This window comes from Nocardia stercoris (assembly GCF_003696265.1).
In the GTDB taxonomy this organism is placed as follows: domain Bacteria; phylum Actinomycetota; class Actinomycetes; order Mycobacteriales; family Mycobacteriaceae; genus Nocardia; species Nocardia stercoris.
Window position 1 is genome coordinate 274,137 of record NZ_RFFH01000004.1, and the last position, 13,372, is coordinate 287,508.

At 67.6% G+C, this 13,372-nt stretch carries 13 protein-coding genes; 5 read left to right on the plus strand and 8 right to left on the minus strand.

The genetic code is table 11. The features are described from left to right. Window positions 1-14 precede the first annotated feature (14 nt). On the plus strand, window positions 15-698 hold the full coding sequence (locus tag EBN03_RS12235; RefSeq protein WP_122188108.1) for a hypothetical protein: 684 nt from the start codon (window positions 15-17) through the stop codon (window positions 696-698). A 137-nt stretch (window positions 699-835) separates the two neighbouring features. Here the strand turns inward: EBN03_RS12235 and EBN03_RS12240 are convergent, their stop codons facing one another. From EBN03_RS12240 to EBN03_RS12255, 4 genes are all read right to left on the minus strand, one after another. After that, on the minus strand, window positions 836-1,432 hold the full coding sequence (locus tag EBN03_RS12240; protein WP_122188109.1) for a VOC family protein: 597 nt from the start codon (window positions 1,430-1,432) through the stop codon (window positions 836-838). 119 nt (window positions 1,433-1,551) lie between these two features. Beyond that, entirely contained in the window at window positions 1,552-3,606 is a 2,055-nt protein-coding gene (locus tag EBN03_RS12245) for an NADPH-dependent 2,4-dienoyl-CoA reductase (RefSeq protein WP_122188110.1), read from the minus strand. 7 nt (window positions 3,607-3,613) lie between these two features. Then, window positions 3,614-4,204, minus strand: coding sequence for a PadR family transcriptional regulator (locus EBN03_RS12250; RefSeq protein WP_122188111.1), 591 nt, complete (start codon window positions 4,202-4,204; stop codon window positions 3,614-3,616). 202 nt (window positions 4,205-4,406) lie between these two features. Continuing rightward, the gene (locus EBN03_RS12255) at window positions 4,407-5,834 is read right to left on the minus strand and encodes an MFS transporter (RefSeq protein ID WP_122188112.1); all 1,428 of its coding nucleotides are present in this window, start codon (window positions 5,832-5,834) and stop codon (window positions 4,407-4,409) included. A gap of 102 nt (window positions 5,835-5,936) precedes the next feature. On the opposite strand from EBN03_RS12255, the gene EBN03_RS12260 reads away from it, so the two are divergent. Further along, window positions 5,937-6,863: a helix-turn-helix transcriptional regulator gene (locus EBN03_RS12260; protein WP_122188113.1), complete on the plus strand. Its 927-nt coding sequence runs from the start codon at window positions 5,937-5,939 to the stop codon at window positions 6,861-6,863. A 33-nt stretch (window positions 6,864-6,896) separates the two neighbouring features. Here the strand turns inward: EBN03_RS12260 and EBN03_RS12265 are convergent, their stop codons facing one another. Beyond that, the gene (locus tag EBN03_RS12265) at window positions 6,897-8,726 is read right to left on the minus strand and encodes an acyl-CoA dehydrogenase (protein ID WP_122188114.1); all 1,830 of its coding nucleotides are present in this window, start codon (window positions 8,724-8,726) and stop codon (window positions 6,897-6,899) included. Between the two features lie 154 nt (window positions 8,727-8,880). After that, window positions 8,881-9,513: a TetR family transcriptional regulator gene (locus EBN03_RS12270; RefSeq protein ID WP_122188115.1), complete on the minus strand. Its 633-nt coding sequence runs from the start codon at window positions 9,511-9,513 to the stop codon at window positions 8,881-8,883. Window positions 9,514-9,663: 150 nt separating this feature from the next. On the opposite strand from EBN03_RS12270, the gene EBN03_RS12275 reads away from it, so the two are divergent. The 3 genes from EBN03_RS12275 (at window position 9,664) to EBN03_RS12285 (ending at window position 12,355) form a co-directional block, all read left to right on the plus strand. Then, complete coding sequence (locus EBN03_RS12275; protein WP_122188116.1) at window positions 9,664-10,773, plus strand: ferredoxin reductase; 1,110 nt, start codon at window positions 9,664-9,666, stop codon at window positions 10,771-10,773. A 109-nt stretch (window positions 10,774-10,882) separates the two neighbouring features. Further along, window positions 10,883-12,031, plus strand: a complete 1,149-nt coding sequence (locus EBN03_RS12280; protein ID WP_122188117.1) for a fatty acid desaturase family protein — start codon at window positions 10,883-10,885, stop codon at window positions 12,029-12,031. 3 nt (window positions 12,032-12,034) lie between these two features. Continuing rightward, a complete protein-coding gene (locus tag EBN03_RS12285) occupies window positions 12,035-12,355 on the plus strand; it encodes a hypothetical protein (protein WP_122188118.1) in 321 nt (106 codons plus the stop codon). An 82-nt stretch (window positions 12,356-12,437) separates the two neighbouring features. On the opposite strand, the gene EBN03_RS12290 is transcribed toward EBN03_RS12285, so the two are convergent. Beyond that, a complete protein-coding gene (locus EBN03_RS12290) occupies window positions 12,438-12,791 on the minus strand; it encodes an Imm51 family immunity protein (protein ID WP_122188380.1) in 354 nt (117 codons plus the stop codon). 94 nt (window positions 12,792-12,885) lie between these two features. Further along, the gene (locus tag EBN03_RS12295) at window positions 12,886-13,335 is read right to left on the minus strand and encodes a DUF4254 domain-containing protein (RefSeq protein WP_122188119.1); all 450 of its coding nucleotides are present in this window, start codon (window positions 13,333-13,335) and stop codon (window positions 12,886-12,888) included. Window positions 13,336-13,372: the final 37 nt, after the last annotated feature.

Consider the following 13,372-nt stretch of genomic DNA (forward strand, 5'->3'; position numbering starts at 1 on the left):
CAGGAGGATTTCGCATGTCGAACGACACGAGCGAGCCGGCCGCCCAGGGCGGCACCCCCGCGGCCGTGCCGGCCGACACCACGCCCAGCGCCGCCGCGACCCAGGCGGGCGGGCCCGCCGCGTCCGGGACGGAGACTTCCGCCGCTGCCGGATCGCAGGCAGCCGGGTCCGCGCCGGGCACGGTCCAGATCCGCCTCGCGACCCTACTGCAGGCCGTCGCGGCCGTGGCGCTGGTCGCGCTGACCGTCACCTTCGGCCTCCTGTGGTGGTCGGCCCGCAGCACCAACCACGACCACGACGCCCAGGCCGCCGCTGACCGCCACGCCGAACAGGTGGCCACCGACTACGCCGTCGGCGCCTCCAACTTCAACTACCAGGACTTCGACGCCTGGGTGGGCAAGCTGAAGTCCGGCACGGCCCCTCAGCTCGGCGCGAAGTTCGACGCCACCGCCGGCGCCCTGAAACAACTCCTGGTCCCGCTCCAGGGCACCACCAGCGCCACCCCCATCACCGCCAAGGTCGTGGACCGCGCCAACGGCTACACCGTCGACGTCTTCCTCAACGTCACCAGCACCAGCGCCCAGAACCCCGACGGCAAGCAGTCCACCGTCAACTACACGGTCCACCTGGACCCGAACAACAACTGGGTGATCACGGATGTGGGCGGCGTGACCGACATGCTGCCGACGAAGAAGTAGGTCGCCCGTCTCCGCGCTCGGGTCGGCTGACGCTTCGCAACAGCTGCCGACCAGCTGATTGTCCGTGAACGATGACATCGAACGGATGTCCGTGAACGATGACATCGTCTCGTGGGTGCCCCTTACACCGAGCGACCTCAGCGTGGGGCGGATTCCATGACGGCGAGCCCCCAGTTCACGTAGCCGGACCAGATGCTGGCGATGCGGCCGCCCTGCACAGAGGGTTTCGGGTCGCCGATCGGGGCGCCGGCGGTGCGGACTGCAGCTACGGTGGCGTCGAGGTCGGGGCTGCGGAAGGCGAGGCCGAGCAGGTGGGGTGGTTTGCCGGAGGCTACGACCTCGATGACGGCTTCGCCTGCGCGGTAGAAGGCCATTTCCGGACCTTCGGGGCCGCGGGGGTGGAAGCGTTTGCGTGGGGGAGTGCCGAGGACGGCGGTCAGGGCCTCGACCGAGGCGTCGAGGTCGGCCACCTCGTAGACCACGTGGTCGATCTTGGTGATGCCGTTCGGGTGGACGCCCGCGTCCGCGGGGAGGTCGGCGGGCGAGGTGCTCGGTGCGGGGACCGCGAGGATGCTCTGGTCGGCGTGGGTGTCGGCGAAGGCCCAGCTGGGGTGTTCGCCGACCGTGCAGACGACCTGGCCGATGCGGATCGTGCCGGAGACGATGGTGAAACCCAGTGCGGCCCAGGCTGTCTCGTCGCCGGGGAGGCCGAGGTGGGACAGGGTTGCGGTCATGGGGCGCCTTTCGGTGCGAGCTCGTGGTAGCGCAGGGGCGGCCGCGGGCCGCTGAGTGCCCGGTCCGAGCGCAGACGGGTCGGCCCGCACACGAACTCGTGCGCGGGCCCGGACTCGGACTACAGACCGGCCGCCAGTCGCGTCCCCTGGCCGATGGCGCGCTTCGCGTCCAGCTCGGCCGCCAGGTCCGCCCCACCGATCAAGTGCACGTTCACGCCCGCGTCCTTCAGCGGCTGTTCCAGCTCGCGCACGGATTCCTGTCCGGCGCAGAGGATCACGTTGTCGCATTCGATGACGGTCGGGCGCTCGCGCTGTTCGCCGTAGCTGATGTGGAGGCCGGCGTCGTCGATGCGCTCGTAGTTCACGCCCTTGAGCTGTTCGACGCCCTTGGCCTTCACCGCGGCGCGGTGCACCCAGCCGGAGGTCTTGCCCAGGTCCTTGCCCATCGAGCTCGACTTGCGCTGCAGCATCACCACGTCGCGGGCGGCGGGGGCCGGCTTGGGCGTGGTGAGGAAGCCGCGGACGGTGAGGTCGTCGGTGACGCCCCACTCCTCCTTCCACTCGTCGAGCTTCAGGCTGGGATGTCCTTCGACGGTGAGGAATTCGGTGACGTCGAAACCGATGCCGCCCGCGCCGATCACCGCGACCTTCTTACCGACCGGCTTGCCGTCGCGGACGAGTTCGGCGTAGGTCAGCACCTTCGGGTGGTCGATCCCGGGGATGCCGGGGATACGCGGCCGCACGCCGGTGGCGAGGACCACCTCGTCGTATTTGCCGTCGATCAACTGCTGTGCGGTCGCCCTCGTGTTGAGATGCAGTCGCACGCCGGACAATTCGATCTGCCGGGTGTAGTAGCGGATGGTCTCGGAGAACTCCTCCTTGCCGGGGATCCGCCGCGCGATATCGAACTGGCCGCCGATCTTGTCGTCGGATTCGAACAGGTCGACGGTGTGCCCGCGCTGGGCCAGGCTGACCGCGGCGGACAGGCCGGCCGGGCCGGCGCCCACGACGGCGATCTTCTTGCCGCGCCGGGTGGGCAGCAGGGTCAGCAGGGTCTCGTTGCCGGCCCGCGGGTTCAGCAGGCAGGACACGTGCTTGTTGGAGAACGCGTGGTCGAGGCAGGCCTGGTTGCAGGCGATGCAGGTGTTGATCTCGTCGGTGCGGCCCTGCTCGGACTTGATCGCCCATTCCGGGTCGGCGAGCATCGGGCGGGCCAGCGACACCAGGTCGGCGTCGCCGCGAGTCAGGATCTCCTCGGCGGTCTCGGGCATGTTGATCCGGTTGGACGCGCAGACCGGTACCGACACTTCGGCTTTCAGGCGCGCGGTCCACTCCACGAACGCCGCGCGCGGCACCGAGGTGACGATGGTGGGCACCCGCGCCTCGTGCCAGCCGATGTCGGTGTTGAAGATGTCGACGCCCGCGGCTTCGAGATCGCGTGCGGCCGCGGCGATCTCGTCCCAGGTCTGGCCGTCCTCGACGAAATCGGCGATGGACAGCCGGAATACGATGATGAAGTCCGGCCCAGCGGCGGCGCGCACCTTGCGCACGATCTCGGTAGCGATGCGGCGGCGGCCCGCGGCGTCGCCACCCCACTTGTCCGTGCGCTTGTTGACCCGCGGCGTCATGAACTGGTTGATGAAATAGCCTTCACCGCCCATGATCTCGACGCCGTCGTAGCCGGCGAGCTTGGCCAGCTTCGCGCAGCGGGCGTAGTCGTCGATGGTGTCCTCGACGCCCTTGGACGACAGCGCCCGCGGCTTGAACGGATTGATCGGCGACTTGATCGCGGACGCGGAAACCGAACGCGGCCAATAGGAGTAGCGGCCCGCGTGCAGGATCTGCAGCGCGATCTTGCCGCCGGCCTCGTGCACCGCCTTGGTCACGGTGCGGTGGCGGTAGGCCTCGGTCTTGCTGGTCAGTTTGGCGCCGAAGGGCAGCAGCCAGCCGGTGCGGTTGGGGGCGAAACCGCCGGTGATCATCAGGCCGACGCCGCCGCGGGCCCGTTCGGCGAAGTAGGCGGCCAGGCGGTTCATGTGCCATGGCCGGTCCTCGAGTCCGGTGTGCATGGAACCCATGACGACCCGGTTGCGCAGGGTGGTGTGCCCCAGGTCGAGTGGCTCGAACAGGTGCGGATACGGGTTCGGTTGCGGGGCAGAGGAATTCGCGGTCATCGGCGACTCATCCTTCGGTTGCGGAATGCGGATGCCGGGCTGGGGCATCCATCGGAGCGGTCGTGGGGCCGAGAGTGTCCAGAATTTCCTGGCACCATTCGGTGAAAGCGATCTCGACGTGGATTCCGCCGCGCAGCACCAGGTATTGGTGCAGGGCGGTGCCGGTGAGGTCGTGCGGGGCGGGGAAGTCCCTCTTCTCGATCCGGCGGTACACGTCGATGCGTTCGAGGTGCCGATCGCGGTGCCGGGCGACCTCGGCGAGGACCGCGTCGAGGTCGCCGTGGGCGGCGGCGCGCACCTTGACCCCGAGTTCGGTGCGCAGAATGCCGGTTTCCTCGCCGGGTTCGGCGATCCAGCGGGCGAGCTCGACCCGCCCGGACTCGCTGACGGTGTAGACCTTCTTGTCCGGCCGTCCGGCCTGGGCGACGGCCTCGCTGCTGACCCAGCCCTGCTCTTCCATGCGCTTGAGCACGCGATAGATCTGCTGGTGGGTGGCGCTCCAGAAGTAGCCGATCGATTTGTCGAAGCGGCGCGCCAGCTCGTAGCCCGAGCCGGCGCGCTCGGTGAGCGATACCAGTAGCGCGTGCTCGAGGGCCATGCGCTCAGGGTATCGACGGTCGCGGCGTTATGCAACTAGGTGCATAGGGCGCTCGGCGCGGAACATCGACCGATGAATTCGAAGAGATCAGTTACCAGTTATCTCCGGCCGGTGTATGGTCGGTCGCGGTGTGATCCACACCATCTCGGATACGAGAAGGGCACCTCCCGAAATTGGGAGGTGCCCTTCGCATCTGCGGCGCTCAGCGCGCGGCACGGACCGCCATCACCGCGGCCGCCAGGGCCGTCACGCCGGTCGCGATCACCGTCACGCCCACCGCGTGGATCAACGAGGTCATGGTGGCGCCGGCCACGCTGAAGTACACCGAGCCGAACGCGGCGACACCGATCACCACACCCAGCTGCGCGCCGGTGACCAGGATGCCGCTGGCGTCGGCCGCCAGGGTGATCGGCACCCTGCTGGTGGCGCGGGTCATCAGCGGGCTGAACGCGAAACCGTTGCCGAGCCCGACCAGCCCGAACAGCGTGAGCACCAGCAGCCCCACCCCGTCACCGCGGTACAGCAGCACACCCATCGCGAGACTGCACAACGCCGCGACGAACAACCCGACGGCCGGCGCCGCCGCCTGCATCCGGACCGGCAACTTCTGCCAGTTCATGCTGGCCGCACCGAAGGTGAGCCCACAGGGCACGTACAGCAGTCCGGCGCGCAACGCCGAGTAGCCCAGTGGGCCCTGCATGTGCATGGCCAGCACGAACTGGAAGCCGGCGAAGGTCGTCATGGTCAGCAGCAGGGTGGCGGCGGTGAGCAGCAGTCCGGGGGTCCGCAGGACGGCGTCCGCGAACAGCGGTGCGCCACCACGGTGGTGGACCATCCGCTCGATCAGCCCGAAGGCGGCGAAGGCGGCCGCCGATCCGGCCAGGGCCAGCCAGGTCCACAGCGGCCAGTTCTGCTGGTGGCCCAGGACCAGCGGCAGCACCATGAGCAGGACCGCGCCGGTCAGTGCGGTCAGACCGGGCAGATCGAGGGCGCGGGCCGCACCCGCGGCGATCCGCGGCAGCACTCGGGGAGCGGCCGCCACCAGCACCAGGCCGATCGGCACGTTCACCAGAAAGACGCCGCGCCAGCTGGATCCGGCGAGATCCGCGTCGACGATGATGCCCCCGGCCACCTGGCCGACGATGACGCCACCCGAGATCACGGTGCCGTAGGCGGACAGCGCCAGACCGCGCGTGCGGCCGGTGAAGGTGCGCTGGATCATGGTCATCACCTGCGGCACCCCCGCTGCCGCCGCCGCACCCTGCAGGAAGCGGAAGATGATGAGCGACAGCGGGTTCCAGGCCAGCCCGCAGGCGAGGGAGGCGAGGGTGAAGGCCGCGATCCCGGCCACGTACATGGTGCGCTGGCCGAACTTGTCGCCCAGCCGGGCGCCGGTCACCAGCAACACCGCGTACGCGATGACATAGCCGGAGACGATCAGCTGCAGCTCGGAGCCGTTGGCGTGCAGCGAGCTTCGCATCGCCGGAATGGCGACGTTGACAATGGAGGAATCCATGACGGACATGAACTGGCCGGTCAGGATCACCGCGAGTACGACGAGACTGCGTCGGGACACCGATGATTCGGTCTCCGGAGGCGCCGGCCGTGTCCGGTTCAATGTTTCGGTCATGGAGATCAGCCTGCTGCACCGTCAATCCTGGTAACAGGAGCCTGGATATCCTGGTATCGACACCACCTGGCTGCCGGAACCGTTGTGCTTCATGATGAATCCATGGTGGTGGAAGGTCTGAACGCGGGCTCGACGAGCGGGTCCAGTGAGTCGCGGAAGGTGCGCCGTGCGGAACTGGGCGCGTTCCTGCGGTCGCGGCGGGCGCGGATCACGCCCGAGGAGATGGGCCTGCCGACCGGATCACGCCGTCGCACACCGGGTCTGCGCCGCGAGGAGGTCGCCCAGCTGGCCGGGGTGGGTGTCACCTGGTACACCTGGCTCGAGCAGGGCCGCGACATCAACGCCAGCATGCAGGTGCTGGACGCGATCGCCCGCACCCTGGCGCTGGACCCCGTGGAGAAGGCGCACCTCTACCGCCTCGCGGACGTCCCCACCATCGGCACCGGTTGGGGCGAGGAAGAGTCCATTCCCGGTGAGCTGCAAGGCATTCTCGACCACCTACACCCGTTGCCCGCGGTCCTGATGTCGGCCCGCTACGACGTCCTCGCGCACAATCTCGCCTACGAGGTGCTGTTCCCCACGATGTCGGGACCCGACAGCAACGTCCTGCGCTCGGTGTTCCTCACCCCCGACTGCTGCAACCCGTACCCGAACTGTGCCGAGCGCCTCGCCCGGATGGTCGGCTACCTGCGCGCCGCCTACGTGAAGCATCTCGAGGACCCGTCCTGGAACGAGTTCATCGCCGACCTGCAACAACGCAGCCCGCTGTTCGCCGAAATGTGGTCCCGCAACGACGTCGGCGCACCTCCCGGCCGCTTCCGCACGATCCGCAATCTCGCCGTCGGCGACTTCGAGGTGGTCATGACGAGCATGACCGTTCCGAGCATCGCGGGCGCCTGGTTCCAGGTGCTGACTCCCGCCGGCGAAACCGCGCAGGCGCAACTGACGCAGCTGCTGGCCATGAGCGAGGAACAGCGGCAGGCCCCGGCCCGCGAGCACCGCGACCGGCATCACCGCCGCACGGCCTGACCGCGATCCTCCTCCGCCGCCGGCGGTTCCGAATCAGAATGCGGCCTCGTCGACTGCCATCACGTCGGCATCGAGTGACTCGATGATGCGACGGGTCGCCGTCAGCAGCGGCAGGGCGTTCTTGGCGAAGTGCGAGGCGACCGCCACCTTCCCCTGGTAGAACGGCCGGTCTTGCGGCTCGGCGGTCCGGAGGGCGGCGGCGGCGATCTCCGCCTGGACGAGCAGGCGCCAGCCGATCAGCAGATCGCCCATCGCGAGCAGATAGCGGACCGAGCCGAGACCGACCTTGTATGCCTCCTCCGGCTCCCGCTGGGCGGCGATCAGGAAGCCGGTCAGGCTGACAGTCATCACTTGGACGTCGTCGAGGGCGGTCCGGAGCAGCTCACGCTCGGCTTTCAGTCGGTCGCCGCCGTCGGCGACGGTGCGAGCGATCTGTTCGGACAGATGCGTGAGCGCGACGCCGTTGTTCCGAATGATCTTGCGGAAGAAGAAGTCCAGCGCCTGGATGGCGGTGGTGCCCTCGTACAGCGAGTCGATCTTCGCGTCGCGAATGTACTGTTCGATCGGGTAGTCCTGCAGGACGCCGGAACCGCCGAATGTTTGCAGGGATTCGGTCAGGAGCTGGTACGCGCGTTCGGAACCGACACCCTTGACGATCGGCAGCAGCAGATCGTGCAGGTGGTGGGCGAGATCGGCGTCGGCGCCCGAAACATGGTGGGCGACTTCCGGATCCTGGTGCGCCGCGGTGTACAGGTACACCGCGCGCAGCCCCTCGGCGTACGCCTTCTGTGTCATCAGGCTCCGCCGCACGTCCGGGTGCGCGATGATCGGCACCCGCGGTGCGTTCGGGTCGGCCACTCGCGTCGGATCGGTGCCCTGGATCCGGGTCTTCGCATAGGCGAGCGCGTTGAGGTAGCCGGTGGACAGGGTGCCCGCGGATTTGACCCCCACGACCATCCGGGCGTGCTCGATGACCTTGAACATCTGGGCGATTCCGTTGTGGACATCGCCGACCAGGTAGCCGACCGCCGGGACGCCGTTCCGGCCGAAAGAGATCTCGCAGGTGGGCGAGGCCTTCAATCCCATCTTGTGTTCGACACCGGTGACGAAAACGCCGTTCCGTTCCCGTAATTCGAGCGTCACCGGGTCGAACAGATGATTCGGAACGTAGAACAGACTCAATCCCTTGGTACCCGGCTGGGCACCCTCGGGGCGGGCGAGAACCAGATGGAAGATGTTCTCGGCGGTATCGCCGACGTCGCCACCGGAAATGAATCGCTTGATTCCGTCGATGTGCCAGGTGCCGTCGGCTTGCTGCACAGCCTTGGTGATGCCGGCTCCGACGTCGGATCCGGCGTCGGGCTCGGTGAGCACCATGGTGCCGGACCAGCCGCGCTCCAGGCTCTTTGCCGCCCAATGCTTCTGCTGGTCGTTGCCGACCGCGTAGAGGGCGTTCGCCAGTGCCGGGCCGAGACTGTAGAAGAATGCGGCCGACGGATTGGCAGAGTACAGAATCTCATTGATCGCCCAGGTGAGCACTGCCGGCGCGGATATACCGCCGATGCCTTCGGCTACACCGACCTGCCACCACTGCGCGTCCTTCACCGCCTGCACGGACGAGGCCAGCGCGGGCGGCACCGTAACGCGATGTTCGGCCGCAATGAATTCCGGCGGATTGCGATCGGAAGTCGCGAAAGTTTCGGCCAGTGGCCCCTCGGCCAATTTGGCAGCCTCGGAAAGCATGGATCGCGCGGTATCGCAGTCGAGGTCGCCGAAAGCCCCGGAGTCGAGAACTGTCCGAAGATTCAGCACCTCGAACAAATTGAACTCTATGTCGCGCACATTCGCGATGTAATGAGCCACGGCGGATACTCCTCTTTCGACGTCGGATCGGCAGAGCAGTTGGTCGGGCGAAAACTATGCGAACGAATGTAGCTCATTGTGCTGCCGTTGCCGGGCCGTCGGCTACGCCGGCCGGGCAATGAAACAGTTGTGCACTGAAGTGGAAATCGCCGGGTCAGTACCGATTGGACGGTCGCCAGCTCTGCATGCCGAGCATGATCATCCGGAGTTGCCGGCCGGTGCGCTCGACCATCGCCGGGCGGTCGCGTAGCGACGCGTCCACGTACGCGGCGACGTCGTCGGCGACCGTGGATACCAGCAGGTCGGCGGCCAGTTCCAGGTCCTCGGGCGACCAGTCGTCCAACGCGGGGATACGGGAGAGGTCGGCGACGAGTTCGCGGGTGATCAGCTGGAGTTCGATCGCGATGGCGCCGCGCAGCGCCGGTGCGCCGCCGAACCGTTCGCGGACCAGGAAGCCGAAGAGCTGTTCCCGCTGGTCGACCTGGTCGAACACGACCCGGATGGAATCGGTCAGGCCGGCGTTCGGGGTGCGGCGCAACTGCCGCAGGGCCAGGCGCAGCTGCCGGATGCCGGCGTCGACCAGGGCGGTGCCTAGTTCGTCCAGCGAGCTGAAGTGGCGGTAGAAGGCGGTGGGCACGATGCCCGCGTTGCGGGTGATCTCCCGCAGGCTCAGTGCGCCGAAGCCGCGGTCGGCGGCCAGCGCCAGCGTGCCTTCGAGAAGTGCTTGGCGGGTGCGCTCCTTGCGCTCGACACGCGATTCCGGCTGCTCGCTCACTTCGGTGAGCATACATGCGTTCACGATTGCCTCGACCCTCTTGATGTTGCCTCGGTCACAGCCGTTGCAGGTTGAAATCCGGTGCACCTACCCGGCACACTGGTGTCAGTGTACAGATGTTCACCGAAACTGGTGAACGAGGGAACTTGCTGGGAGAACGTAATGGTGGGATTGCTCGACCTGGTTCAGACGCTGACCACGCCGCACCCGCTGGATCGGTACCTGGAACTCGTGCGGCCGAACCTGACCGTGCGTGACCTGCGCGCCGAGGTGATCCGGGTGGACCGCTCGGCCGAGGGCTCGGTGACCATCGGGCTGCGGGCCAACCGCGCCTGGGGCGGCCACCTGGCCGGTCAGTACGTGCAGATCGGTGTCGTCGTCGACGGCGTGCGGCACACCCGGTGCTACTCGCCGACCCATTCGCAGCACACCACCGGCCGTGAGCTGGAGCTGACCGTCAAGGCGCACCCGCACGGCCTGGTCTCGCGCTATCTGGTCGAGCACGCCGCGCCCGGTCTGGTCGTGGATCTGGCGCCCGCCGCCGGTGTCTTCCACCTGCCCGCGCAGCGCCCCGACCGGCTGCTGCTGATCAGCGGCGGCAGCGGCATCACGCCCGTGCTGTCCATGCTGCGCACCCTGTCGGATGAGAACTTCGCTGGTCAGGTCGTGTTCCTGCACTACGCGATGAGCCCGGGGGAGGTGACTCACCGCACGGATCTGGAGGGGATCGCGCGGCGGCACCCGAACTTCCGGATCGAGGTGCGCTATCCGGCGCCGGGCCGCGGTGGCGGTCCGGCGCAGGGTGCTCCGGGCACGGTGACCGAGGGCCCGTCGGGGTTCTTCGGCTACGAGACGCTGACCCAGGTCGCACCGTGGTTCGCCACCGCGCACGCCTTCGTCTGCGGCCCGGCGCCGCTCATGGACGGGGTGCGGGACGTCTTCACCGCCGAGGGACTCGGTGAACGGGTGCACACCGAAGAATTCACGGTGCAGACCGTCGAGGTCGACCCGTCCGAGGTGTCGGGCGCCACGACCTTCTCCGGTAGCGGCACCACCACCGACAACACCGGCACCTCGCTGCTGGAGCAGGCCGAGGCCGCCGGCCTCACCCCGGAATTCGGCTGCCGGATGGGGATCTGCTTCTCCTGCACCGCGGTTCGCAAGTCCGGCTGCACCCGCAACCTGCGCACCGGCGAGCTCGACAGCGAGCCCGACCAGCCCATCCAGATCTGCGTGAACGCCGCTGTCGGCGACGTGGACATCGACATCTGATTACCCGCCTTCGTCGGTCAGCGGCTGGAGGCGGCAGCGAAGTCGTAACCACGGAAGCCGTCCGGCGAAGGCCGATCCAATACAGCACGTGTTCGAAAGGGGAAGAACCATGGCGATTCTCGGTGAGACCAAGGACGGCCCGCTCGTCCTGAGCCCGGAGCAGGTCGAGGAGATCGGCCGCGAACTCGACGCGATCCGCGCCCGCGTCGTCGCCGATCTCGGCCAGCGCGACCGGGAATACATCTACAAGATCATCAAGGCCCAGCGCGGTTTCGAGATCGCGGGCCGCGGCCTGCTGTATCTCGGCTTCCTGCCGCCGTTCTGGCTGGCCGGCGTCGCCGCGCTCGGTGTGTCCAAGATCCTGGACAACATGGAGATCGGGCACAACGTCATGCACGGCCAGTACGACTGGATGCGCGAGCCCGGCCTGAACTCCAAGGTCTTCGAGTGGGACACCGTCTGCCCGGCGGACCAGTGGAAGCACTCGCACAACTACATGCACCACACCTACACCAACATCCACGGCATGGACCGCGACATCGGTTACGGCATCCTGCGGATCGACGAGGACCAGAAGTGGAACCCGTACTACCTGGGTAACCCGCTTTACGCGTTCCTGCTCATGGTGTTCTTCGAGTGGGGTGTGATGCTGCACGACCTCGAAGCCGACAACATCGTGCAGGGCAAGCGCACCTGGGCGGAGATCAAGCCGCTGGCCAAGGGGCAGATCCGCAAGGCGAGCAAGCAGGTCCTCAAGGACTATGTGATGTTCCCGCTGCTCACCGGCCCGCTGTTCTTCCACACGTTGGCCGCCAACGCCGCCGCCAACCTGGTGCGCAACCTGTGGACGTTCAGCATCATCTTCTGTGGGCACTTCCCGTCCGGTGTGCAGACGTTCACCGAAGAGGAGACCGAGAACGAGACCCGCGGCGAGTGGTACGTGCGGCAGATGCTGGGTTCGGCCAACATCACCGGCGGGCCGCTGTTCCACATCATGTCGGGCAACCTGTCGCATCAGATCGAGCACCACCTGTTCCCGGACCTGCCGGCCAACCGGTACCCGGAGATCGCGCCCGAGATCGAGGCGCTCTGCAACAAGTACGGCCTGCCCTACAACAAGGGCCGGTTCAGCAAGCAGATCGGCTCGGTCTGGGCGAAGATCTTCAAGCTGTCGCTGCCCGATCGGCTCGTCGGGAAGTCGTCGCAGCCGCGTATCATCATCATGCGGGAACCGAAACCGAGTGAAGCGGGCGTATAGCAGATGGTCGGTAAGTTCGAGAGCAACAAGGACCTCGTCCAGGAGTTGACCTCCACCGGGGCCAAGCGCGTCGGCGCCATCGCCACCCTGATCACCAATGTGGTGGCCGACGTGGCGAAGGAGATCGGTGAATTCGCCACCGACGTGATCGAGATGCGGGAGGCGGCGCGCGCCGCCCAGCGCGACCGGGCCGCCGCCGCGCGGGTCGACGAGGGCCGTGCGCATCCCGATGTGCTCATCGACGAACCGCAGCCGCACCCCGCGGCCGACGCCGTGCAGCCCTTCATCGATGTCACCATCGAAGAACAGGACAGCGGCCGCTAGGACGACGATCGCGAACGCCCGGCCGATTTCGGCCGGGCGTTTCTCGTTCCGGCGAAATAGCAAGTGGCACAACGGTGGCCGGTCAGTCCCAGTCCTCGTCCCGGACCGCGGCGATCGACTGCGCCAACCGCTGCGGATCGTGGAACACCTCGGCCAGCCTCGCCCCGAGCGTCCGCAACGCCTCTTCGTCCGTTCCGTACGCGCAGAACATCCCGGCCTCGGGATCGAATCCGATCCGGTCGCCGACCGCCGGAATCTCGAGCCGCACCACGGTGCGCGCGACGCTGTCCCAGTCGTAGCCGCCACCTTCGTGGCCGTGGCTCTCGAAGACCGCGGCGCGGCGAACCATCGCGGTGTCGCCGAGAATCAGGCTGTACTTGCCGGGGCTGGTCTCCAACAGCTGGAGGGGCGCGAGTTCGTTAGCTGCTTCGGTCATACCGGGCATGCTGTCACAAGGGGCCGACAGCCGATCCGGACCCGCCGCCGTGCGACCGAATGTCCAGTGGTGCAAGGAGTTCGGCATCGACCTCTCAGAAAACCGGTAGTCGCCGACGGTGTTCGAGGATGTCGGTGACGAGATCGCGGTACCCGTCGGCCAATTCGGCCAGTCGCACCCAGTGCAGATGCGCGTCCGCCGCGGGCGGCAGCGTGCCGGAAGGATCGGCCGGCCCGGTGAGGCCCAGCGCGTGCTGAGCGGTCACCCATTTGGCCGCCATCCGGTCGATCACCGCGCCGAGGGTCTCGGTGTGCAGGGACGCGCCACCGCGATGCTGGACGTGGTGCGCCACCCAGGTGTCGATGCGGTCGATCAGCGCGGCTCGTTCGGCGTCGATCGCGCCGCCCGTCCCCAGGGTGCCGTAGCTTCGCTCATGGCATTCGACCAGGTCACGGGCAGCGCCCAGCACGCTGTGCTCCAGGCGGACTCCTGTCGGCTCTCGGAATGCCTGCAGCAGGGCCGTCGCCGAAGGCAGATCTCCCATCGCGTTCCCCACCTCGTATCGCGCGGGCCAAGTGGAT

Bases quoted from the DNA above. Each gene is read 5' to 3' on its own strand.
- EBN03_RS12235 (WP_122188108.1), top strand. From the start codon at position 15: ATGTCGAACGACACGAGCGAGCCGGCCGCCCAGGGCGGCACCCCCGCG.
- EBN03_RS12240 (WP_122188109.1), bottom strand. From the start codon at position 1,432: ATGACCGCAACCCTGTCCCACCTCGGCCTCCCCGGCGACGAGACAGCC.
- EBN03_RS12245 (WP_122188110.1), bottom strand. From the start codon at position 3,606: ATGACCGCGAATTCCTCTGCCCCGCAACCGAACCCGTATCCGCACCTG.
- EBN03_RS12250 (WP_122188111.1), bottom strand. From the start codon at position 4,204: ATGGCCCTCGAGCACGCGCTACTGGTATCGCTCACCGAGCGCGCCGGC.
- EBN03_RS12255 (WP_122188112.1), bottom strand. From the start codon at position 5,834: ATGACCGAAACATTGAACCGGACACGGCCGGCGCCTCCGGAGACCGAA.
- EBN03_RS12260 (WP_122188113.1), top strand. From the start codon at position 5,937: ATGGTGGTGGAAGGTCTGAACGCGGGCTCGACGAGCGGGTCCAGTGAG.
- EBN03_RS12270 (WP_122188115.1), bottom strand. From the start codon at position 9,513: ATGCTCACCGAAGTGAGCGAGCAGCCGGAATCGCGTGTCGAGCGCAAG.
- EBN03_RS12275 (WP_122188116.1), top strand. From the start codon at position 9,664: ATGGTGGGATTGCTCGACCTGGTTCAGACGCTGACCACGCCGCACCCG.
- EBN03_RS12280 (WP_122188117.1), top strand. From the start codon at position 10,883: ATGGCGATTCTCGGTGAGACCAAGGACGGCCCGCTCGTCCTGAGCCCG.
- EBN03_RS12285 (WP_122188118.1), top strand. From the start codon at position 12,035: ATGGTCGGTAAGTTCGAGAGCAACAAGGACCTCGTCCAGGAGTTGACC.
- EBN03_RS12290 (WP_122188380.1), bottom strand. From the start codon at position 12,791: ATGACCGAAGCAGCTAACGAACTCGCGCCCCTCCAGCTGTTGGAGACC.
- EBN03_RS12295 (WP_122188119.1), bottom strand. From the start codon at position 13,335: ATGGGAGATCTGCCTTCGGCGACGGCCCTGCTGCAGGCATTCCGAGAG.